Source organism: Microbispora catharanthi (genome assembly GCF_006334915.2).
Taxonomy (GTDB): Bacteria; Actinomycetota; Actinomycetes; order Streptosporangiales; family Streptosporangiaceae; genus Microbispora; species Microbispora catharanthi.
Window position 1 is genome coordinate 296,213 of sequence record NZ_VDMA02000004.1, and the last position, 20,514, is coordinate 316,726.

Consider the following 20,514-nt stretch of genomic DNA (forward strand, 5'->3'; position numbering starts at 1 on the left):
CGGCTCAGCTCCTGCGCGGCCAGTTGACGACGAGACGGCTGTAGGTCTTGTCGATGACGAAGCGCCCTTCGGCGGTCGTCAGCTGGTCGCGGGCTTCACCTACGGCCATGCGGAAGCCGGGTTCCGGGGCGTTGTTGCCCCAGCCGCGGTCCCATTCGCCGATCTCGGTGGCGACCTGGTCGGCGAGCTCAGCGGCGCGCTGGCCGTGGCCGATGACGCCGATCTCCCAGAACCTGCCCTGCTCGTCCTCGCCTTCGCGCACGGTCAGGTAGGCCAAGGTGCCGCCGTCGAGCGCGGCCATGGAGCCCCAGCCGAAGTGCGGGGTGAAGCCGGGGCGGGACCCGGGCATGCGCGACAGGCCGTTGGGCAGCACGCACGCCAGGTACAGATACAGCCACTGCCAGGGGTCCCCCTGGCGGAACTTCACACCGGAGTAGACCTTGGCCTGCGGCTGGTCCAGGACGGTGCGCATCGCCTCGCGGTCCACGTCCTGCTCGCTGAAGGTCTCCAGACGTACGTTCCCGTCACCGGCCATATGCACGAGGGTGTAGATGTCGTCGCAGACGCCTTTGCGCAGGGGTACGAACGTCGCCATCTCGCATGAGACGGCCTTCCAGGTCCGACCATCGCGTTCGAAGGCGAAGGATCGCGAGATGCTGCCGCGAATCCGCATCGGAATGACCAGGCGTCCATCCGGGGCGAGCTGGTCGAGGATCCTCAGGGGGACGTCGCCGGCGCCGACGGTGAACTGGATGCGGTCGAAGGGGGCGTGTTCGGGCAGGCCGGCGGCGCCGTCGCCCAGCACGACGGCCACGTTCGGGGCCCCGGCCTGCGCGAGGTTCTTCTGGGCGCCGTCCACGAGGTCCTGGTCGACGTCCACGGTCCATACGTGACCGCCGGGGGCCACGAGCTGGCCGAGCAGGTGTGCGTTGTAGCCGGTGGCGGCCCCGGCTTCCAGGATCTTGTGTCCAGGCTTGGCGCCCAGCTGCTCCAACTGGGTGGCGACGATCGAGGGTGCGGAGATGCAGGAGATCATCTCGCCCGTCTCGTCGTGCTTGATGGGCACGGCGTCGTCGACGTACGCGGCCTGAAGGTCGACGCCAGGGAGGAACAGGTGCCGTTCGGTGTTCCGGAAGGCGGCGATGACGTCAGGAGTGCGCAGGTGGCCGCTGTCGATGAGGCGGGTCACGAGCGCTTCGCGCAGCTCGGCGGGGTCGGTTACAGGCGTCACGGTGGTCTCCATTCGGGTGAGGTTAGAGTCCGGTGAGGTGGACGTGCGGGAAGACACGTCAGCTGCCTCCTCGTCGGCGAAGGCGACGTGTCGCCCCAGCCATGCGGTTGCGGCCTGCTCGTCGGCGGACACTCCGGCGCGGTTGAAGGCGAAGATCGCGTGATGGGCGAGTATCGCGCGCAGACCCCGCGTCAGCCGCCCATCCGCGGCCAGCCGCCTCAGCCGGTGTCCGGCCTCCTCGAACGCGGCGACGCGTTCGGCCCAGCCGGGCTCGGCGTCCGGTCGCCGGGCGGCGTCGGCGTTCATCAGGCGCCGCATGGCTGCGACTGCCCGGTCATGCGAGGCGCCGGCGGGCGGGCTGACGGATGAGCGTAGAGAGCCGAGCTTCGCCCAGACGTCGCCGATCTCGAACGGGTCCAGGCCGGCCGCCCGGCTCATGGCCGAGATCAGCAGGACGCAGCGTTCCCGGGCACCCGCACTGCCCGTCTCGGCCAGGGCTGCGCGGCTGTCCGCGCAGAACACCTCATGGGCGACATCCATGCCTTCGGGGCCGCCGAACGCTTCGGTCTCCGGCTCGTAGACACCGCCGACCCAGCCGCCGGCCAGTTGGTCGGCGACGAGCCGGTCCAGCAGGTCCGCAGCCGGGCGCTGGGTGCGCAGCCGCAGCCCTCCGTCCTTGCGCAGGAAGTGGAACCGCTGGTCGTGCAGCGCGGACGCCAGCGCCTGGGCAGCCTCCAGGCTCACGGAACCGCCTGGGAACGACACGCTGGCATGCCACCAGCCCTGCTCAGGCGTGATCGGCAGGTCCTCATCGTCCACGTCCATGGTCGTGGGCGCTCCTTCTCAGTGGGGGCTGGGGTCGAATGACGGGCGGGGTCAGGTGATCAGCAGGGCCCTGGCCCAGCCGGTGGTGTTCGTGCCGTCCAGGGCCAGTTGCGCGCCGGCACGGCCTTCCATGAATCCGGGCCTTGACAGCCGGTCGAGGTCAGCGGCCAGGCGATTTGTCAGGTCCTCGATCAGCGGCGTGTACCGGTCCGGGTCGGGGCTGTCGTCGGCGACGACACGGGCAACGGTCAGCAGGCCGGCCCAGCCGTGGCACAGCGAAGCATCGGTGACCCGGTCAAGGCGGGCCGGGTCGGCGAGGACGCGCACGACGGTGTCCTCTGCCGCGAGCTGGCGGGCCGGGTCGTTCAGGGCGATGGCAGCCAGCTGCCGGGTGCGGGCGATGCCGAGTTCTCCGTAGCACCACGACGGGCGCGCGACCTGCAGCGTGGGCGGCTCGGGATCGGACAGCTGGTCGCGGGTGATCCAGTAGCAGCAGCCGTACCTGTCCAGCCAGCGCGCGACCACCTCGATGGCATCGTGCTGTCCCGGCACCTGGACGTCATGCCGGGCGGCGAGGGACAGCACCGCCAGGGGGCCGGCGATGCCGTGTGCGACACCGTTGTTGCCGTGTCCGCCGGGCATCTCCTCATCGGCGGGCCCGGCATCCGACCACCAGCCCGGCAACTTCCGGCCCTGGATGCGGACCGGCCGGCACAGTGAAACCAGGTAGTCCAGCACCTCTTCCAGCAGTGGCGAGGCGCTGTCGCGGGTCAGCAGCAGCGCGCCCAGCCCGGTCAAGCCCCGGATGAGGTCGAACTCCGCGAGATGCGGCAGCGCCCCGCGGGCCTGCCGCCGCCGTGCTGCGGCCAGTTGGGCGGCCACGACGCGGTCGACGGCGTCCCGGACGTCGCGGTCGGCGCACCCGGCACGGCTGAGCACGAACTCCAGTGCCAGGGCGCCGTGGAACAACGACGCGTTGCCTCCGGCACTGACACCGCCCGCAACCGCCTGCGCCAAGGTCTTTCGAGCGGATGCGAGGTCACCGCGCTCGATGTGCAGCAGCGCCACCCCGAGCGCGCCCTCGGACAAATCCTGCGTGCGGGGAAGAGTCGCCGTCGCGGTCATGAGCGTGCCCTGAGTGGGACAACGAGGCTGTGGGCCCGTCCGCTGATCCAGCCGTCGGCATCCGGTGGCGGCGCCTCGTACAGGACCGCGACACCGGTCGGACTGGAGGCAAGGTGGGTGCGCAGCAGGTCCAAGTGCATGTCCTGGCGGAGATCAAGCCGAAGATGCTGGTCGTCCTCGGCCAGGAGCACGCGGTCCGGCACGCCGAACCGGCCCATCCACTCGTGCAAGCGCACGGCCCACTCATCCAGCATCGCGGTGCGACCGGGCAACTCGTGAGCCTGCAGCTTCCATCGTGCGGGCACCAAGATCGAACGCCGGTAGTGCAACGCCGGGGTGAATGGGAGGGTCCAGGCCGCGCCCCAGTCGAACCACGTCACCTGGGGAGTGGTGGCCCGGCTGATCTCGGCCAGGAACCGAGCCAGAGGAGGGGTGTAGTTGTTCCACAGGAAGTTGATCGCGGTCGGCGCGAGCACCTCCACGTGCGTCTCGGTGGCGGCCTCGGCCAGATAGAGGCGGCCGTCGCGGAGACCGACAGCCAGATCGGACGGGAACAGCACGCCCTTCCCGCGGTGCCGAAACTCCCCGACACTGACCAGCCGGGGCAGCACCTGCGGGGCACGGGTGAGCAGATCGGCCGGGACGCGGCCAGCGTGGAAGGACAGCTGGACCAGCTCAGCGCCAGGCTCGACCGTGGGCAGACCGGCGTACGTTGCGCCGGTCTGTGGAAACAGATGCCAGAACCGCCCCGTCATCGAACCGGCCGCCCGAGAGACGGTGAACACGCGAAGACGGAAGTCCCCAGAGTTGAGAGCCCGTGTCGAGTCCGCCTGCACCTGCACACACAGTTCGAGATGGGGCGGAGTGACCGTACGCTTGCCCGCGGCGGCCTCCAATCGCTCGATCACCGCGCCGGACAGGACCACCGCTCGACTGCCTGTGACGGCCGCGGTGCCAGCCAGTTCCAGAAGCAGCCGGTCCCGGCGGGTCATCGGGCGGGGCGGCTCGGACACCTGGCCGAAACCCTCGGGAAAGCCCAAGCCCCTCTCGGGGTCCGTCACCAGCTCCAGCGGCACCTCGACCCCTTCGCCGTAGCGGTCGGCGAACTGCTCGATGTAACGGCGCCATGCCGGAGCCCCCGTCGGATACATGGCGAGCCGGGTCAGGACCGTCGCGGCGGTCTCCGCCTCTGTCACGACCGTCGTCGGCAGCCGCACCGTTGCGTCAAGCCGCAGATCCGGCGCCGCCATGCGGTTCCGGGAGTCCCGCAGGGCGGCCGGCAGGGCATCGGCCGGGTCGACGACGGTGGCGGGTGCACGCAGCGACGACCGCAGCAGCCGCACCCGCAGGAGCTCCGCGAGCAGCCCGGTTCGGTGACGTTCGTCCGTACCCGGGAACTCGGCGGCGAGCTTGTCCGTGAGGGTCGAGTACCGGATCGGCACCCGGGCCGCATCCAGTACCAGCTCGACTGCGGGCGTCAGCGCGAGGGAGAACTCTGAGGCGCCCTCGGACGGAACGTAGACGCGCCCGCCCCGCTGACGTGCCAGATTGTTGACGCACACGTCGACGTCAGCCATCCGATCGCCATCCGCCTCCCAGTCGCTGATCGCCGCGTCCAGAGCCACCGGCTCCGGCCGGGCACCGGCCTGGTGCGACTCCCCGAAACGGACCTCGGCCACGTCGCCGAACTCGACCAGGGCGACGCCCGCGAACAGGCCGAACGGTGTCGAAGCGGCGCGTGTACCTGATCGCGTATCGGGCGGTAGCCAGTGCGGCCCGGCGTGCCCGGCGTACCTTCACCGAGAGCCCGCCGAGGATCGCCTGGACCTGGCGGTCCAGATCCGGGCTGGCGCAGGACGCTGTCTGCCGTAAGGCGTCATCGGCCCACACTGCAGCTAGCCACGAACGCCAGCACTCGAGGGGCGCCGTGGGGCCCGGCCAGGGCGGCAGGTCCGGCCCGGTGAGGTGCACCGCGGCGCGCAGCATCCCCTCACCGGCAACCCGGTACAGGCTGTGTCGTAAGCGCGTCATCACCCACACTCCGTTCTTGACAGGAAGGGAGCGGGCCGGAGGAGTCATCCGTCCGGCCCGCGCCGTCGGGGCTGGACCTGGGCTACGAGGTGGTGCAGGCGCTCGGGCAGGAGCTCCCGCAGTTGTCGCCGGTGCTGCACAACAGCACCGTCTCGGTCGCCGGCGTGTTCTCGATGAAGGTGATGTCGAGCTGGAACGGGTCGTCGGCGTCGTCGCCGACGTGCTGGCGCGGTTCGGCGCTCCGCGCGATGGTCTGCGTGCTCATCCTTTGCTCCTGATCCTTGGTGGAGGGACCCTCGGTGACCGCCCGATGGCCCGACTCTGGGCAGCCGGACCCCGTGCGATCGCGTCCTCCCCGGTGGACTCCCCGAACCACACCGGTCCGGGGTCGTGCTCGTGGCCGGCGTCCTGGAAGACGACGCCGCCACCACCGCCCCTTGCCGCAGCTACAGCGGCAGGGACGGAGCCTGAGCGTTCGTGGCCAACTGCTCGGGGTCGAATTCACCGGCCTTCACCCCGTTGATGAATGCGTCCCATGCGGCGGGGGTGAACACCAGGACGGGGCCGTCCTGGTTCTTGCTGTCGCGTACGCCGACTTCGCCGCTCGGCGAGACGGCCACTTCAACGCAGGCGCAGTTGTTGGCGCTCCGGCTGCTCTTCCGCCAGGAAACGCCGGACAGCGCGAAGCAGGGTTGCGGCATGGACTGTCTCCGATCTTCGTGTCTGTGGGGATGGGACAGATTTCGGCCCGGGCGTTCCGCGCCGTGGTGTGCCCGGGCCGGGCGGAGTGCTCGCCGATGCAGGAGACAGGGGCGTGCCCTGCCAGCCCGGACAGGGGCACTTAACTACACGGCCGAGCGGGTTCAACGGCATCGCGACCCAGGGCGCCCTTTCCCGAGGTGACCGAGGGCCGGTGGATTCATCCGGGTGTCGCGGAGTCGCACGAACGGCGTCCGAGCGCCGGAACGGCGAACCAGACACCCTTGCCCACCTGTCCGCTGTGATACAGCCGGGTCGGGCGCACGCCACAGTGGCCTTTTGCGAGGGCGGCGACGATGCTCAGGCCGAAACCGCCTTCGTCAAGGTGGGCGATATCGGAGTCGTCGGCCACGACCGCGGGCGTCAGGGCCTCGGCGAGCCGTTTGGCGACGATGTCCTCCTGGACGCCGACGTCAGCGATCTCACAGACGATGGGGAACCCCGCGTACTGGACCAGTCGCAGCTCGCACGGCCCGTCGGTGTGCACGAACGCGTTGGTCGCCAGCTCACTGACCACGACGTCCGCCTCATCGAGTGCGGGGCCGTCCACGTGCTCGGCGACATGCGAACGCAGCAGACGCCGAGCCTGCTGTGGGCCGCCTTCGCGACTCAACCGCCAGGCAGTGACCCGGATCAGGCAGTTCTCAGCGGGGATCTGCACTGGTTGTTCGGGTGTTGGTGGTGGCGTCTGGGTCGGGGCAAGGAGCACATCCATGCAAGGTCTCCTGAGCAGGCGTCTTCCGGGAGAACGCCGCCCCGTCGTGGTGACCGTGAGCGACGAGAGGGTCTCTCATGGGATTGCTCCTGCGAGCGTGCCCTCTGCCGCTGCGAGAGCCAACGCCGTTGTGTCCCAGCCAGGCCGTCGCGGGTTAGGCCAGATTGGCCTACGAGAAAGGTGAGCTGGAGATACGCTCTGCCCGATCCAACGGCGACGCGGACACCATTAAGACGACGCATACCCTGGCTGGCGGAGGGCCCCAATGGACCCGAGTGCGAACGGCGACCGCGTCTGCCCGGCATGCCGCTTCGCCAAGCTCAGCCGGTACAACCCGGACCCGCTCTGTGGCCCCTGCCTTACCTCGGCCCGGGAGTCGAACGGCGTCACCCCCACCTGGGTCTGGGACTCCCTGCCTCTGCGGCAGGCGCTCGCCCGGCTCGACATGGGGGCCGCGCTGGCGATCCTGCGGGGAGCGTCAGGGCTGAGCCAGCTCGACTTCGGCAACCTGCTCGGCTGGTCCCAATCCATGGTGACCAAAGTCGAACGACGCCAGCGGTACACCTTCCATGACGTACGGGAGATTCTCCGCGTCTGCGACGAACTCGGGATGCCCCGAACGGCATTGCTGCCGCTCATCCTGGGGCGGGAGGATGCCAGTCTGGAAAGCGACGATGAGGCCGGTTTTTGGGGAGTCGACGTGGACCTCGACCGCCGGGAGTTCGGTGCCGTGACCTCGGGATTAGTCGTGGCCGCGCTGCTGCCCCCTCCCGAGCGGGTCGATCGCGCGCACGTCCGCTATCTGCAGGCCGTCCTGTCGCGGCTGCGCAACCAGGACCGCACCATCGGCGGCGCCGGCCTGCTGCGCCAGGCCATGAAGACCTTCACCCGGGCACGGGCGATGCTGGACGAGTCCGACTACACCGATCAGGTCGGCAGGCAGTTGCTGGTTACGACCGCCGACCTCGGCATCGTCACTGCCTGGCTCGCCTACGACTCCGGCAACCAGCCCCTTGCCCGCGCTTTGTACGGTCAGGCCGCGCTGCTGGCTGGCAGCTCTGGGGACACCGAGCTGATCGTGCACGTGTATGTGAACATGGCCCAGCAGGCGACCCATCTGGCCAGGATCACCGGCCGCCGGGGCACTGCACGTGAGGCGCTGCGGTTCGCCGACCGCGCGGCCGACGCCGCCCGGCACGCCCGTTCCGCCACCCTGCACGCGCTGATCGCCCTTCGCCAGGCACTCGCCCACGCCCAGCTCGACGACGAGGTCGCCTTCCGTGCCGCGATCTGCCGGGCCCGCAACGAACTCGACCGCGGCACCCACGACACCGACCACCCCTGGAGCACCTTCGTCACCCAGTCCGAGATCACCGGCTACGAGGCCATGGGCAGGATCGCCCTGGGCGACCCCGAGCGCGCCGCCCGCCTGTATCGGTCGGTTCTGGGCGACCCGGCCCGCTCGCCCCGTGACCGCGCTTACTACCGCGCCCGGCTCGCCGCGGCCACCTCTGCAGCCGGGGACCACCGGACCGCCGTCGAGGAGGGCATGCGGCTCCTTCCGGATCTGGGAGAACGGCTGACCTCCGTCCGGGTGCTCAATGAACTGCGGCCCGTCCGGCACGAGGCGGAGGGTTTCGACGAGGAGTTCTGCGAACGCTTCGACCAGGCCGCCCGTGCGCTGGCCCCCTTCTGAGCTACAACATGGAGAAACAGCATGACCGAACCTGTGGGCTTCAAACGGTTCGACGCCGCCGGCGCCCGCGAGCAGCGTGAAGTCGTGTCGCTGATCCACCGCGACGCCTACGGCGAGCGGATCGCCACCGGTGACGCATTCGCCAGTGACCAGGCCTTCATGACCCGCTTCGACGCCTACACCAGCCGAGACGGCTTCGACCTCGTCATGGCGTACGTCGGCGACGAGCCGGTGGGCCAGGCCTGGGGCTGGCCTCTGCCTCCTGACACACGGTGGTGGAACGGGCTGGAGGCCGAACCAGAGCCGGGCTTCATCGTTGAGGATGGCAGCCGTACCTTCGCCCTTTCGGAGATCATGGTGCGACGGGCGTGGACCGGACAGGGCATCGCGCACGCCCTGCACGATGAGCTCCTGACCGGCCGAGGCGAACGACGCGCCACACTGCTGGTCCGCCCGGAGAACACCACGGCCTACGCCGCCTATGTTCGATGGGGTTGGCAGCCTGTCGCCCGTCTGCGCCCCGGCTGGCCTGATGCACCCCTGATGGACGTGCTGATCCTTCCGCTGCCCCTGGCACGGTGACCTCGACGCGCCTATCAGAGTCACCGGAGACGGGGTTCCCCGGACCGGCCCGCTTGCCTTGGGAGTCGCTCTGTTCTTGATAGTCGATCAGGCACCTCTCGAAGCAGGCGCAGCCATGCCGGGCCGGACGCCTGGGGTCGAGCCGTCGTTCGCATGTACATGCCTCGCGGTGACCTTCCGCGCCCACAACAAGATCATAAACGCGCTGAGCGACTGATTGAAGGCGACTCTGGCCGGGCCTCGGCTCTTCCGCTGCTACGGGAACCTCCATTCTCTGTTCTCAGCAACTGGTGTGCTTGCGACGACCTGCTCAACCGCGACTCGTTGAACTTGCTCTCGACTGCACAGAGCACCCTATGCCGAAGGGCTTCCCGTCGCCGGGATACCTGGATACCAAGGGAAACCTATATTGCAAGTATCGGTGACACATGCCATGATTGCAATACCCCGATAAGAGGGATTCCCCGTGTATGGAGGTATCCGATGATCCACATCACCATGGGCGCCTGCAGGCCATGTCCCCCCGGTGACCCGCTTAACCGCAGCACGTACGGCTTTGCACCGGAGATGACACCGCAAGAAATTTACGAGGCCAACCGCGGCTACTACGCCATTGGCTCAGAGGCGGAGAAACGCGAGCGCTACGCGATCTTCTCGGGCATCGGCGTCGACGGGGAGCGCGTCGTCGTCCTCGCTGTCGACATCGACAAGATCGTTCCGGTCCAAGTCCCCGGCAAGGCCAGCCGCAAGGCAATCGAAGGTCGCATACTGGAGGCCGGGCACCCCGTTTACGACACTTACGTCGGTAAGCCGATAGAGGGCGCTCGCAACCCGGTCGTCTACCTCGAATCCTCGTTCGACCTTGGGAGATGCAAGTGCGGGTGCGGTGAAGTCTCGCGCAGCAGCTTCGTTCCGGGTCACGATCAGCGGGCGCTCCACGAGCGGATCGCCCAGATTGGCACCGTCGCCGACTTCATCGACTGGTTCGACAGGACTCTCAACAGCGGCGGCGAGACCATCGGACAGCATGTCGACCTGCGTCACGGTCAGCCGCAGGCTAGCCGCAACGACCAGTGGGACCACGACAAGTACGACTGGCCCAACGGGCTTGGCCTGTTCCTCTACGACGACGGTCGCATCAAGGTGGAGCTCAAGGACGGCACCGTGGCCGTAACTGACGTCTCGAACTATGCGTCGGGCAACAGTCGTCGCAGCGCGCACGTGATAGCACAGTTCGCACGCGCCTGATCCATCAAGAGGAGGGCCCCGGGCTGCCCGGGCCCCTCTTGCTTTGCTGTGTGCGAGCTGGGTGCACACCTTCGACCATTCCGCATACCGCCAAGGGCCGCCCTTACACACCTCGGGTATCTCCCGGATCTGGGAAGGAGGCGAGAGCGATCGCATCCCCGCCGGAACAAGCGGCGTCCCCTCTGGCCGTACGACATGCGGCACGCGGCTGTCTCGCTCTGGTTGAACGCGGGCATCCCGGAGACCGAGGTCGCGCAGAGGGCCGGGCGCAGCGTGAAGGTCCTGCAACGTGTCTATGCCAAGTGCGTGGACAGTCAGGCGCTCCAAGCGAACAACAAGATTATGGGCGCTCTGGACATTTAATTCAGATTCGGGGTTCGAGGGCGCCGTCAGGCGTGCGAAAAGGTGGAGGGATGCCTTGGCCTCGCCTCAATTCTGCCGGTAGCCAGGCAGTGAAAGAGGCATAGAGGGTACTGGAATTATCTTCGGCGCCCAATCTGAATCCTGCCGTCCTTGATGGGGGGAGAAAGCCAGGCGCTGTATTCAGCGTACTGGCGCAGTTCGTGCCGGAATTTTTCCGAGGGCAACGACTTCAGCATGTTCCCGAGCCGGTCGAGAAGCTCACGTCCTCTGCTCCGGTTGCCGACGCTGCGTGCTTGCTCAAGCCGCTGGATCACTTTCGCAGCGGACTCACGGATGCGCATCTCCTTCCGGCGGTCAAGGTGAGCGGTCTGCTGGTCGTCCGAGCCCACAACCGCATCCCTCGCCTCAGTCGCCACGGGCTCTTCCTGATCGTTCGTGTTCGTGAGTCGCTTGGGGGACGTCCGTGGACGGGTGTCAACCTCTGGTGCAAGGAGCGGCGTTCGTATCGCCGGAAGGAGCGCTAACCCACTGCAGTCAATTATCGAATAAGGGGTCAGCTGCTCGGGGTCTACGCGGGCCCGCACCGAAGCCGGCCCCAAAATCTGATACTGCTGGCCGATAGCCAATTCGGCGTAGGCGCTAGGAAATACGACAAGCGCATCACCGATGACGGCTCCAGCGCCCGTCCGTACCCTGACCGGGAGCGACTGACTGCCCCTCTCGCTATCACCTAGCCATGGGCGCGTCTTTGTTTCCTTTGGAGCGATCAAAAGATCAGACACGTCGAGAGGGAAGCCGACGACTTTGTGCTCGCCTCTATCCGCAAGTTGACGGGCGCCGACTGTATCTATACGTGACGTGCGGAGGTGATCAATGTCACCTGTGGAAATTCCTGATTGCGTCAGCCGCCAACCGGAGATGAGCTCCCACTCGACTGGCCGTCCTGGAATTTGGGCGCCAACGGAGATCCTTCGAGTTCCCCCGTGGGTTTCGCAGCGAACACGCAGTGCATACCCGTCTCGGGCGAGCGCGACATGAGATGCACGAGACCTCGTACCAAAGATCCACTGTACGGCTCGGTCTTCAGTACGGAGCTGTCTATCCCGGTCGCGCCAGCTTGCGTCGTCACCTATGAGTTGGACGGCCAGCAGAGGGAGCGGCCGGGGCGGAGCGACGATCAGTGCTGTGCAACCGCCGCCTGAGGCGAAATCATCGTCGATGACGGGATTGTCGGCGGGCTTCATACCCTGGCTCTTGAGCCACTTCGACAGTTCTTGATGGATATAGAGGTGATCAGCAGAGTCGACGCCGAGATTGACTCGGCGGCAGCCGTGGAGGACTCGGTCAGCGTGATGCGCGAAATGCGGAACCTTGACTTGGCCGATCCGGTCCATCAGCTGCTTGCCGCACCCACCGAGGTGCGTTCCACACCAGAACGTATCGCCCACTAGATCATGATGGGCCCGGAACCGGAGAGCTTCAGCTCGGTCGAGGGGCATGAGCACCGGCTCATAGGAGCCCGGCCCGCCAAGAACAGCAGTCTGGACTCTTCGCGTATCTTCCTGCACTCGGGCATCACCTCGCACTGGCGCTGAAAGTATCGCAATGGGAGCCCAGATGGAACGCTCCCGCGCACCCGGCCTCGTTGGGATCGCCGTTCCGAGCGGTGTAGCTGCTACGCGCCACCGGCCTGATCACCGGGCCTGTCCAGTAAACGGGTCCGTCCCGTAATCTTGGACAGTCCCCCAACAGGGGCGACGTCCAAGCCCAGGTAACGGCGGGGCTTCAATTCACTCGTCGGTTTGCTCGGCGAGCACGGCACCGACCAGGCGGGTGATCGCGGCCGGTCGATCCCGAATAGGCGAGCTCTAGCACTTCGTACAGACGCCTCCGGCGCCTTCCCGGCGCATGCACATCGCGTGACGAAGCTGGGTCAGTACTTCTCCAGTGAGCCTTCTCCAACCTGGTGCGCGTAGTTCGGAGGAGCCCGCAGCAGTTCTTCGAAGACGCCAACAGACTGTGGAAGGCCCTGGTCAGGAGCCCGCGCCGGAACGTGCTGACCATCGCCGTCCCGGACACAGGTACGGAGATCGCTACTGACCTGGGTTGTTCCCGTTCGGCAGTGACGAAGTTGCAGTTACCGGTTCGCCGCCGACCGGCAAAGGGCATGATTGGTGCTCCGCACCCGGGATCGGCTGACCAGGAGGATCCACGCTGCTGCCGCAGCGAACAGGAATAATTCGAGGAGGGCACAAGATGGGGAACCTAGGCAAGTATCAGGACATCGTGACAGCAGCAAAACAAGCGGGCGGTGTCGACAAATTAATCCAAGTTATCGAAGAGGCCGCCGTAGTGACTGCATCCCCAAAAATATTTAGGAAAGGCGCCGGAGCAGGGGTACTAGGCACACTAGTAGCAGGCGGAGTTGTAGCTGTCGCCGTGAAACGCTACCTCGGCGATAAAAAGGCTCGCGAAGCACTGGTCAACGAGGCAAAAGAACAGCTGAAGACTAAAGTTGAGGAATCTATGAAATCGGATGGCGCCAATCTGGAGAACGGCGAAGATGAAAGCGATTCCAATGGAGGGAAGTAGCTGTGAATGAGCCCGAACCCACCGGTTGATTTCTGGCAGTGACGGAGTCGGGAATGACACGGCTGCTTCAAAATCGCCGACTGCTGGACGGACAAGGGCTACCAGGAGGCCGGACCGGCTGTCCGTGTGCCGTACCGAGGTCGGTGGGACAACCTGTCCGAGGGGCAGCAGGCCGTGAACCGCTCGCAGGGCGAGATCCGAGCCCTGGTAGAACCCGCGATCGCCACGTCGACCAAGAGTGTTTATCGCCAGGAGCTTCCGTGCAGGCGTCGGACGCGATCGAACGAGTCCTGGTCAGCCGTACTGACCAGATCCAGATGTCCACCCGCGCACTCACCTGCTCACCCGACACCCCCGACACTGTACTGAGACCGGCGCGCTGCCAGCAGGCAAGCCCGCCTGGCCAAGGGCGAGCGGCGTGCCGACGACCTCAACAGGGACGGCCGGGATGATCTGATCATCGATGTGGATCTCTCTCAGACGGTTGGGTTCCACTCCGTTGCCCAGGGTGACTACGCGGAGGCCGACGCCCTGCTGAGCGAGGAGGGACGCGTTGCCTCCCGGAACGCATCGGGCCGATCGTTCATAGTGAGGACCACGACGTCGACGGTGGTCCTGAGGCTGGTCATCGTGTCTCTGGGGAGCCGTTCGACACGCTCAACTTGTGGCTGGGCACGGTCGAGGACAGGTTCGGCATGATCTGGCAGGACCCCGATCGTGACCGCGATCTCGTCCAGACCGCTCTGCGCTGGTACTGCCCGGCCCTCATCACCCGTGACAGTTTCACCTACCTCACCCTTCGCGACGCCCAGCCACGTGCGACCGCGGCGGTGCACTACGAGCTCGGGGTATACGGACACGGCCACCACGGCGCCGAGCTCGCTCGCCGGCTCCATGACCAGATCAAGGTCTGGGATCACGCCTGGCGCCACCATCCCGAGCCGGCCTTCAGCCTCTACCCCGCCGACGCCACAGTGCCGAATCCAACTGTCGGCCGGATCTTCCGCAAACGGCACACACAACTGGTCATGGCCTGGGCCTGACCCCTGCAGCCTGCACTATCAGCAGGGGTTGTACGTCAGTGCCGAGACGCCAGGGATGAGGAGCTGCCTATTGCAGCAGGTCCCGTCTCTTGCGTAAGCCAGGGCGGATGCTGCCGCGAGGTGCTTGCCGTTCTGAACCGGCAGCGCTCCGCGCCGTTTCCAGAGGCGATGACCGTTCAGATGACCAATGACAAGCCAGTGGGCAGCCGATTGAGAGCGGCTGACGGCAGGGCAGCGAAACCCCAGGTCAGGGATGTGGAACCCCAGCCACTCGGCGGCCCGACTGACTGACAGACACCACCTATCAGAGGACCGGCGGGGGCCGGCGCGGTAATTCTATTTTTATTATTAGATTCCGGAGGTGCCGCAATATATATTCTTCGATTTCCTGCATTGCCTAGAGGTCAATTAAAGCTCTCCCTCAATCTGGCTGACCTCTTGTCTCCGGCTTGCTGGATTGCTCGACCCCCTCCCCGGAGTGTCAATTCATTGCCAATCGGATTCCCCATCTGGCCAGCCTATCATCAATCAAATAGGGTAAAGAAACGCCGAATGTCGTTGAGTTGGACGCCGTTCTGGGATTGAATTGAACCGATCAAAGGCAGTAGGGGCGCGAAAGGCGCGCTCCTATAGAAGAGATCGGAGATGGAAGATGTCCAACGGGGTGGCTCCTGGAAAGTGTGTTCCCGCCAACGTTCCCGGGGAGACGCTTACGCCGGAAGACATGGCAAGGGTGACGCCGGAAGACTGGGCGGAAATCCGGCGGCTGGCGCGCGGCTATTGCCGAACGGTCGACGCGACGCGATCCCGTAAGCGCATGGATGGAAGCGCCACGATAGTTAAGCAGGGACACGCGCCGTACGGCACCGATGACGTGTCGGATGACGTCACACAGGATGCCGTTCTTCTCTTCGCTCAGCGGATCCGAGAAATAATCGCTTCCTGCCGTATGGCTCCTGAAGGCACGGTAGAATCCCCCGCATGGGTCTACGTCCGGCGCGATGGCGGAGAGATGACAATCACGCGGACCACCCTGCAGAGGTGGGCGGTTCGCGATGCCGCCGCGCGGAACGGATACCGCATCGATGTTCCTCCGAGCGATGTCGACGCCACGCCCGGCGCTCAGTTCATGCGTGGATTGCCACACGCCGAGAACGTCTCACGGGCGGCCGTAGCTTTCTGCACTGCGCTGAACAGCGCCGTCATCTTCCGTCAGGCGTTCGGAGACGGTCAGGACTTCCCAACCATCACGGATGTAATGGAGGTAGCGGGTCAGGCCAATGATCTGGGCCGTGCGGGGGTCCTGAACAAGGTAGCTCAGAAGCGCTACGGGGGCGCGTACGGCTCTCGCCGGAACGTGATCCGGGTGCGGGATGCCGCACGCGCGGAGTGGCGCGAACTGTCGGAGCGTCTTGACGACGTCAGGAGCGCGATGGTGCACGGCGGAACCAACGGCGTAGAGGACTGACACAACCCGTTGAGAGGGCCTCAGAGAGCGTTCTGAGGCCCTTTTTCATGCCCTCAGGATGCGCCGAGCCCGTTTCAGAGCCACAAAGTATCCGGGCAAGTGTGGACGCTTGGGCTGTTGTACGTCCCGTATTCAAGTGAGAGCGAGATCCGCCGGTGCGCGCCTGCCGCCCTCGGAGTGATTTTCGCTCTTATGGTGCTGTTCTACGGCTTGGTTGCTGCGCCGTAGGACGGCAACAGGCCGGAGTTCCTGACCGTTCGCAGAGCGCGCGGTGACGTTGGTAAAACGTCGCCGGGCGCGGACGGTTGGGCCGTTCCGGTCACCGTATTTAGGTGAGAGCGAAATCCGCCGGTGCGCGTTTGACGCGTTCGGCGCGATGTTCGTTCTCACCTGTTGTTCTGTGGCTCGCGTAGCCGTGTCACAGGACGGCAAGGGGGCCGGAACGGTCGGGCTGTCGGTGCGGCGTGCGCGGCAATGCTGCGGAAATGTTGCCGCGTGCGGACGGTCGGGCCGTTCCGGCCACCGTATTTAAGTGAGAGTAATTCGCGCCGCGAGAGCGCCGGACACACCGGACTGCGCCATACGTTAACCGCCGTCCTGATTCCCGCATCCGCCGGACCGTACGGAAGGCCGCCGGACAGGCGCCGCGAAAAGGGAGGCAATCGTATGGAGGTGAATTCTGCCGTCCGGGCTGGCTGGTCCGTGGGAGACCTGACGGTCTGCGGCGGGGGCCGCGTGATGCGGGTGGCCGCGTTGGGTGAGGTCCGCCCGGACACCGCGACTCTGGTTTCCGCCGCCGATCCCGGTGGCGTGCGTGAGTACGTGGTGACGGTGGCGCTCACGCCGATGCCCACGGCGGCCGAGGTGATCACCTGTTACGGCTGTCTGGCCAAGACCCATCTGTGGATCGACGCCACGCACACCAACCGGACTTCCGGGGCATGCGTGCGGTTGATCCGCTGCTCACGCTGCTTCGTCGATGCCCTGGATTTCCGGGACTGCGAGATCCATGCGGTCAGCGCGACTGTGCGACCGCATCATCTGAGCCGCCGTCGCCCGTGCTGACGGCCGCCATTCCACCTTTTTGAACCTTTTGGAGTCGCCATGGCGATGACGCATGCCCTGCCCCTGCCACCCGGGTGGATCATCAGCTCCCGGCTGGTGCCCGCGTGGCAGATCGACGCCGATCACCTGTTGGAGGTGGAGGCCGCCGGGCGGACCGATGAGGGCCGGATCCGCTGGCGCTATCGGCTGTCTCGGCGCCGCCGCACGATCTTCGCCGCGTCCGACATCTGCTCGGGTGTCGGCGCGGTTCTGACGCCCGGTGAGCTGATCAGCGCGGCCCGGACGGTTTTGCACTACCTGACACTGCGACCGGGCGAGGTCGGCGCCGATTATTTCGACTCTTACACCAGGGCTCAGCTGGGGTGGCGCGACCGGTACGCCGAAGAGCTGTCGATCTATGCGATGGATGAGTGGTGCGGCTACTGCGGGGGCGACCACGCCTCGCCCGGCTGCCCGTCCCGCTGCGGGGGATGAGCGTGGCGCGTTGGTACGGGCTCTGGCACGGCGGCAACGGGTACGGCCCGCCCGAGCCCGATGATCTGGAGGAGTTCGCCAGCCTGGCCGAGGCCCGCGCGAAGCTAGCTGATCGGCACCGGTACGGCTACTGGCAGCGCTCGCACTTCGCCTTCACCCGTCGCGAGGCCGCCAACGTGCTCACCCCGTGCGTCGGGGACGACTGCGAAATCACGCTGTACGGCTCCGCCGACGGGCTCGACTACCCCGATCGGCGGATCTTCCTTGGACCGCGCGGCGGTGTCCGCATCGAACGCTGCTGACTCCGCCCTTCTTCATTCCATCGCCCTCGGCTGACCGCGCCGGGGGTTTCTTCATGTTCAGGAGAACACCTATGACCTCTCGTCTGGATCACACCGTTCGGCTGACCCGTCCGGCGGACTTCATCGCGATCGTGCCCTACATGCTGGGATTCCACCCGGAGCGCAGCATCGTCGCGATGGCGTTCGAACCCGCCGCTGACCCTCAGGCCACGGCGCGGGGGTTGCGGTTCAGCATGCGTGTCGACCTGCCGGACCGCTCGGAGGACACACCGGACCTGGCCCAGCACTTCGCCGACCTGCTCACCCGCAACGACGCTGAGCGGGCGATGCTGATCGGGTACGGGCCCGGCTGGCACGTCACACCCGTCATCGACGCGGTACGCGGCGCCCTGTCCGAGGCAGGCATCGACACCATCGACGCGCTACGGGTCGAGGGCGGCCGCTACTGGTCGTACACGTGCCCCGATCCCGACTGCTGCTCACCCAACGGTGTCCCGTACGACGCCGGGAGCAACCCGGCCGCCGCGGCGGCGGTGTTCGCCGGGTACGTCGCCCGGCCCGACCGCGCGGCACTCGAAGCCATGCTCGCCCCGGCCGGCGGGCAGGACCGGGAACAGGTGCGCGCCGCCACACGGGAGGCCTGTGCTCAGGCGGCGCAGTCTGCTCACTGATGAAGAAGATCGCGACTGGTATCACGAGGGCCTCACTCAGGTCGCCGCCGCGCTGGACCGCACCCAGGCCGGGCAGGACCTGTCCGCCGACGAGGTCGCCTGGCTCGGCGTGCGGCTCAGTGCGATCTTCGTCCGGGACGCGGCGATGACCTTGATCGGCCGATACGACGACGACACGCACATCAGGCTGTGGACCCAACTCACCCGCCGGGTGGAACCGGATTTCGCCGCCCCTCCCGCCGCGCTGCTGGCGTTCCTCGCACTGCGGACCGGAGACGGGCCCTTGGCGCGCGTCGCCGTGGAACGGGCGCTGTCGGTCGATCCCCGCTACAGCCTGGCGGGCCTGATCCGCACTGCCCTGGACTGCGGTCTGCCGCCGGAGGCAGCCGCCGGGATGGACTGTGCGGGCATGGCCGACGAGATCGCGGATAAGGCCGCGCAGTGCCCGGACCTTGCGCGACCGGTGCTACCGGTGGGGTGGTGAACGGGATGGGCCAGGCCTCCACCCGATCAGTGGCGCTGGTCGGCCTGCATCCACAGCTTGTGGACATCGAAGCCGCCGCTGTGCCCGGCGACGCGGAGTTGTATCTGGTCGGCTTGCCGGAGACGTCGGTCTGGCCTGCCCGTGCGCGGATCCGGGCCGCGATCCTCAACAGCGGAACAGCCTGGCCGGACGCCAGGATCACGGTGAGCGTGTCACCGGTGATCCCGCCGGTCTACGACGCGGCGGCCGATCTCGCGCTGGCTGTAGCGGTGCTGGCCGCCACTGGTGTCATCCCGCCCGAGCGGATCGCCGGGCGGGTGTTCCTCGGCGAGTTGGCGCTGGACGGCGGGATCCGCCCGGTCAGAGGCGTCCTGCCGATGGTGCGAGCCGCTGTCCGGGCCGGACTCAGCAGAGTCGTCGTCCCCGCCGAATGCGCGCGGGAGGCTGCGCAGGTGCCCGGCGCCGTGGTGATGCCCGTAACCCGGCTGGCCGACGTCGTCGACCAGCTCCGCCACGGGACCCTCCGCGATCACCATGATCAGGAGCCGGAGTCTGAGTTTGCGCTGTCATCGTCATTCGCCGTCGACCTGGCCGACGTGCCCGGCAACCAGGCGGCCCGCCACGCGCTGGAGGTCTGCGCGGCGGGCGGGCACCACCTGTTCCTGTCCGGCGAAGGCCCGGCCACGATGCTCGCCGAACGCCTACCGGGCATCCTGCCGCCGCTGACCGACGAGGCCGCCCGCCAGGTCGCCGACATCTACTCGCTGGCCGGACGCCTTGACGGGGCGCCGGGGTCCACGCCTCCGCTGTCCGCGCCGCACCATACGGCGACCGCTGCAGCGATCTTCGGCAGCGTGGCGGGCAACCGTCCCGGTGCGGTCTCGCTCGCCCACCGTGGCGTGCTACATCTGGCCGACGCGCCGGAGTTCACCCGCCCGGTCCTGGACGGCCTGTGCCGGCCACTGGACAGCGGACAGGTCCACCTCACAGAGCGAGGCCGCAGCGTCCGCTACCCGGCGCGGTTCACCCTGGTTCTCGACGCCCGCCCCTGCCCATGCCTCGAACAGCGGGAGTGCGCCTGCACACCGGAGGCCCAGCGCCGCTACCGGGCACGCCTCGCGCTGCTCCTGTCACGCGTCGCCGTACGCGCGCCTGTCGAGTGGGGGGATTGCGGGGCACGGGCGGGTGAGTCGAGCGCGGCGGTGGCCGCGCGGGTGCTCGCAGCGAGAGTGCGGGCGGCTCACCGGCTGGCCGACACACCATGGCGGACCAACGCCGAGGTACCCGCGCCAGACCTGCGCACGCGCTTTCCCGTCGCGCCGGAGGCCGCCGAGCTGCTCCGATCGGCGGTCAACACCGGGCTCGTGACGGCTGACGGGCTTGCCCGGCTGTTGCGCGTGGCCTGGACGCTGGCAGACCTGCGCGGCGCCGACCGCCCACAGCTCGACGATGCGGCGGGCGCCCTTGAGCTGTGGAAGGGGGCAGACGGCGATGGAGCCCGGTGACCGCGTCCTGGTCCGCCCCTTCTTCCACATCCCGGTACGGCCATGGTGGACGGAGTCCTACCAATCGCCCTTCTACTACCCGGCTACGGTGACCAAGGTCAACGAGCAGCGCGGACGCGCCCACGTGGAACTGGATGAGTCGCTTTATCCCACAACGTGGCAGGACCGAACCCAGCTCTTCCACATCAGCGACATCCACAGATACGGCTGCCGCTGCCAGGAGTGCGCCAAGCCCGGCCGGGACATCTACCGATTCCGCGCCGACCAAGAACGCATGCGCAACGAAGAGCAGCCATAAAGCCGCTTGCCGATCGGCGGGCACTGTCCCGATTCGG

19 protein-coding genes and 2 pseudogenes are annotated in these 20,514 nt (G+C 67.1%); 14 read left to right on the forward strand and 7 right to left on the reverse strand.

Features of this window, described 5'->3' with window-relative positions; translation table 11 throughout:
* Positions 1–4: 4 nt before the first annotated feature.
* From fxlM to FH610_RS09635, 6 genes are all read right to left on the reverse strand, one after another.
* On the reverse strand, positions 5–2,056 hold the full coding sequence (gene fxlM / locus FH610_RS09610; protein WP_139573947.1) for a methyltransferase, FxLD system: 2,052 nt from the start codon (positions 2,054–2,056) through the stop codon (positions 5–7).
* A gap of 51 nt (positions 2,057–2,107) precedes the next feature.
* On the reverse strand, positions 2,108–3,181 hold the full coding sequence (locus FH610_RS09615) for a lanthionine synthetase C family protein (RefSeq protein WP_139573948.1): 1,074 nt from the start codon (positions 3,179–3,181) through the stop codon (positions 2,108–2,110).
* Positions 3,178–4,860, reverse strand: a complete 1,683-nt coding sequence (locus FH610_RS09620; RefSeq protein ID WP_205825653.1) for a lantibiotic dehydratase family protein — start codon at positions 4,858–4,860, stop codon at positions 3,178–3,180. Before FH610_RS09620 ends, FH610_RS09615 begins: the two co-directional genes overlap by 4 nt.
* A 434-nt stretch (positions 4,861–5,294) precedes the next feature.
* Entirely contained in the window at positions 5,295–5,477 is a 183-nt protein-coding gene (locus FH610_RS09625) for an FxLD family lanthipeptide (protein ID WP_036325216.1), read from the reverse strand.
* A gap of 181 nt (positions 5,478–5,658) precedes the next feature.
* On the reverse strand, positions 5,659–5,913 hold the full coding sequence (locus FH610_RS09630) for a DUF397 domain-containing protein (RefSeq protein ID WP_139573950.1): 255 nt from the start codon (positions 5,911–5,913) through the stop codon (positions 5,659–5,661).
* Between the two features lie 218 nt (positions 5,914–6,131).
* Positions 6,132–6,686, reverse strand: coding sequence for an ATP-binding protein (locus FH610_RS09635; RefSeq protein WP_139573951.1), 555 nt, complete (start codon positions 6,684–6,686; stop codon positions 6,132–6,134).
* A 265-nt stretch (positions 6,687–6,951) separates the two neighbouring features.
* On the opposite strand from FH610_RS09635, the gene FH610_RS45135 reads away from it, so the two are divergent.
* The 3 genes from FH610_RS45135 to FH610_RS09650 all read left to right on the forward strand — a co-directional run bounded on the left by FH610_RS45135 (position 6,952) and on the right by FH610_RS09650 (position 10,212).
* Entirely contained in the window at positions 6,952–8,382 is a 1,431-nt protein-coding gene (locus FH610_RS45135; RefSeq protein WP_139573952.1) for a helix-turn-helix domain-containing protein, read from the forward strand.
* Positions 8,383–8,403: 21 nt separating this feature from the next.
* Positions 8,404–8,964, forward strand: a complete 561-nt coding sequence (locus FH610_RS09645) for a GNAT family N-acetyltransferase (protein ID WP_139573954.1) — start codon at positions 8,404–8,406, stop codon at positions 8,962–8,964.
* A gap of 483 nt (positions 8,965–9,447) precedes the next feature.
* Entirely contained in the window at positions 9,448–10,212 is a 765-nt protein-coding gene (locus tag FH610_RS09650) for a hypothetical protein (RefSeq protein WP_139573955.1), read from the forward strand.
* A 479-nt stretch (positions 10,213–10,691) separates the two neighbouring features.
* On the opposite strand, the gene FH610_RS44330 is transcribed toward FH610_RS09650, so the two are convergent.
* The gene (locus FH610_RS44330) at positions 10,692–10,991 is read right to left on the reverse strand and encodes a hypothetical protein (RefSeq protein ID WP_240808859.1); all 300 of its coding nucleotides are present in this window, start codon (positions 10,989–10,991) and stop codon (positions 10,692–10,694) included.
* 873 nt (positions 10,992–11,864) lie between these two features.
* Here FH610_RS44330 and FH610_RS45845 point away from each other — a divergent pair.
* The 11 genes and pseudogenes from FH610_RS45845 (at position 11,865) to FH610_RS09720 (ending at position 20,477) form a co-directional block, all read left to right on the forward strand.
* Positions 11,865–12,026 carry a hypothetical protein gene (locus FH610_RS45845; RefSeq protein ID WP_240808860.1) on the forward strand — a complete coding sequence of 54 codons (162 nt, stop codon included), beginning with the start codon at positions 11,865–11,867 and terminating at the stop codon, positions 12,024–12,026.
* A gap of 805 nt (positions 12,027–12,831) precedes the next feature.
* Complete coding sequence (locus FH610_RS09665; RefSeq protein ID WP_139573958.1) at positions 12,832–13,167, forward strand: hypothetical protein; 336 nt, start codon at positions 12,832–12,834, stop codon at positions 13,165–13,167.
* Between the two features lie 78 nt (positions 13,168–13,245).
* Positions 13,246–13,395, forward strand: a pseudogene (locus tag FH610_RS09670) (IS5/IS1182 family transposase); the annotation flags it as partial.
* Positions 13,396–13,829: 434 nt separating this feature from the next.
* Positions 13,830–14,210 carry a hypothetical protein gene (locus FH610_RS09680; protein WP_139573960.1) on the forward strand — a complete coding sequence of 127 codons (381 nt, stop codon included), beginning with the start codon at positions 13,830–13,832 and terminating at the stop codon, positions 14,208–14,210.
* Positions 14,211–14,934: 724 nt separating this feature from the next.
* The gene (locus FH610_RS09685; protein WP_205825654.1) at positions 14,935–15,678 is read left to right on the forward strand and encodes a hypothetical protein; all 744 of its coding nucleotides are present in this window, start codon (positions 14,935–14,937) and stop codon (positions 15,676–15,678) included.
* A gap of 666 nt (positions 15,679–16,344) precedes the next feature.
* On the forward strand, positions 16,345–16,743 hold the full coding sequence (locus tag FH610_RS09690) for a hypothetical protein (RefSeq protein ID WP_139573963.1): 399 nt from the start codon (positions 16,345–16,347) through the stop codon (positions 16,741–16,743).
* Between the two features lie 39 nt (positions 16,744–16,782).
* On the forward strand, positions 16,783–17,217 hold the full coding sequence (locus FH610_RS09695; RefSeq protein WP_139573964.1) for a hypothetical protein: 435 nt from the start codon (positions 16,783–16,785) through the stop codon (positions 17,215–17,217).
* Positions 17,214–17,519: a hypothetical protein gene (locus tag FH610_RS09700; protein WP_139573965.1), complete on the forward strand. Its 306-nt coding sequence runs from the start codon at positions 17,214–17,216 to the stop codon at positions 17,517–17,519. The genes FH610_RS09695 and FH610_RS09700 overlap by 4 nt, the downstream gene beginning before the upstream one ends.
* 140 nt (positions 17,520–17,659) lie before the next feature.
* Positions 17,660–18,674, forward strand: a pseudogene (locus tag FH610_RS45605) (DUF4192 domain-containing protein).
* 5 nt (positions 18,675–18,679) lie between these two features.
* Complete coding sequence (locus FH610_RS09715) at positions 18,680–20,179, forward strand: YifB family Mg chelatase-like AAA ATPase (protein ID WP_139573968.1); 1,500 nt, start codon at positions 18,680–18,682, stop codon at positions 20,177–20,179.
* Positions 20,166–20,477 (forward strand): hypothetical protein, encoded by a 312-nt coding sequence (locus FH610_RS09720; protein ID WP_139573969.1) that lies wholly within the window; start codon positions 20,166–20,168, stop codon positions 20,475–20,477. Before FH610_RS09715 ends, FH610_RS09720 begins: the two co-directional genes overlap by 14 nt.
* Positions 20,478–20,514 lie beyond the last annotated feature (37 nt).

Bases quoted from the DNA above. Each gene is read 5' to 3' on its own strand.
- FH610_RS09615 (WP_139573948.1), bottom strand. From the start codon at position 3,181: ATGACCGCGACGGCGACTCTTCCCCGCACGCAGGATTTGTCCGAGGGC.
- FH610_RS09665 (WP_139573958.1), top strand. From the start codon at position 12,832: ATGGGGAACCTAGGCAAGTATCAGGACATCGTGACAGCAGCAAAACAA.
- FH610_RS09645 (WP_139573954.1), top strand. From the start codon at position 8,404: ATGACCGAACCTGTGGGCTTCAAACGGTTCGACGCCGCCGGCGCCCGC.
- FH610_RS09650 (WP_139573955.1), top strand. From the start codon at position 9,448: ATGATCCACATCACCATGGGCGCCTGCAGGCCATGTCCCCCCGGTGAC.
- fxlM (WP_139573947.1), bottom strand. From the start codon at position 2,056: ATGGACGTGGACGATGAGGACCTGCCGATCACGCCTGAGCAGGGCTGG.
- FH610_RS09695 (WP_139573964.1), top strand. From the start codon at position 16,783: ATGGCGATGACGCATGCCCTGCCCCTGCCACCCGGGTGGATCATCAGC.
- FH610_RS09635 (WP_139573951.1), bottom strand. From the start codon at position 6,686: ATGGATGTGCTCCTTGCCCCGACCCAGACGCCACCACCAACACCCGAA.
- FH610_RS09685 (WP_205825654.1), top strand. From the start codon at position 14,935: ATGGCAAGGGTGACGCCGGAAGACTGGGCGGAAATCCGGCGGCTGGCG.
- FH610_RS09700 (WP_139573965.1), top strand. From the start codon at position 17,214: ATGAGCGTGGCGCGTTGGTACGGGCTCTGGCACGGCGGCAACGGGTAC.
- FH610_RS09715 (WP_139573968.1), top strand. From the start codon at position 18,680: ATGGGCCAGGCCTCCACCCGATCAGTGGCGCTGGTCGGCCTGCATCCA.
- FH610_RS09625 (WP_036325216.1), bottom strand. From the start codon at position 5,477: ATGAGCACGCAGACCATCGCGCGGAGCGCCGAACCGCGCCAGCACGTC.
- FH610_RS09720 (WP_139573969.1), top strand. From the start codon at position 20,166: ATGGAGCCCGGTGACCGCGTCCTGGTCCGCCCCTTCTTCCACATCCCG.
- FH610_RS09630 (WP_139573950.1), bottom strand. From the start codon at position 5,913: ATGCCGCAACCCTGCTTCGCGCTGTCCGGCGTTTCCTGGCGGAAGAGC.
- FH610_RS45135 (WP_139573952.1), top strand. From the start codon at position 6,952: ATGGACCCGAGTGCGAACGGCGACCGCGTCTGCCCGGCATGCCGCTTC.
- FH610_RS09690 (WP_139573963.1), top strand. From the start codon at position 16,345: ATGGAGGTGAATTCTGCCGTCCGGGCTGGCTGGTCCGTGGGAGACCTG.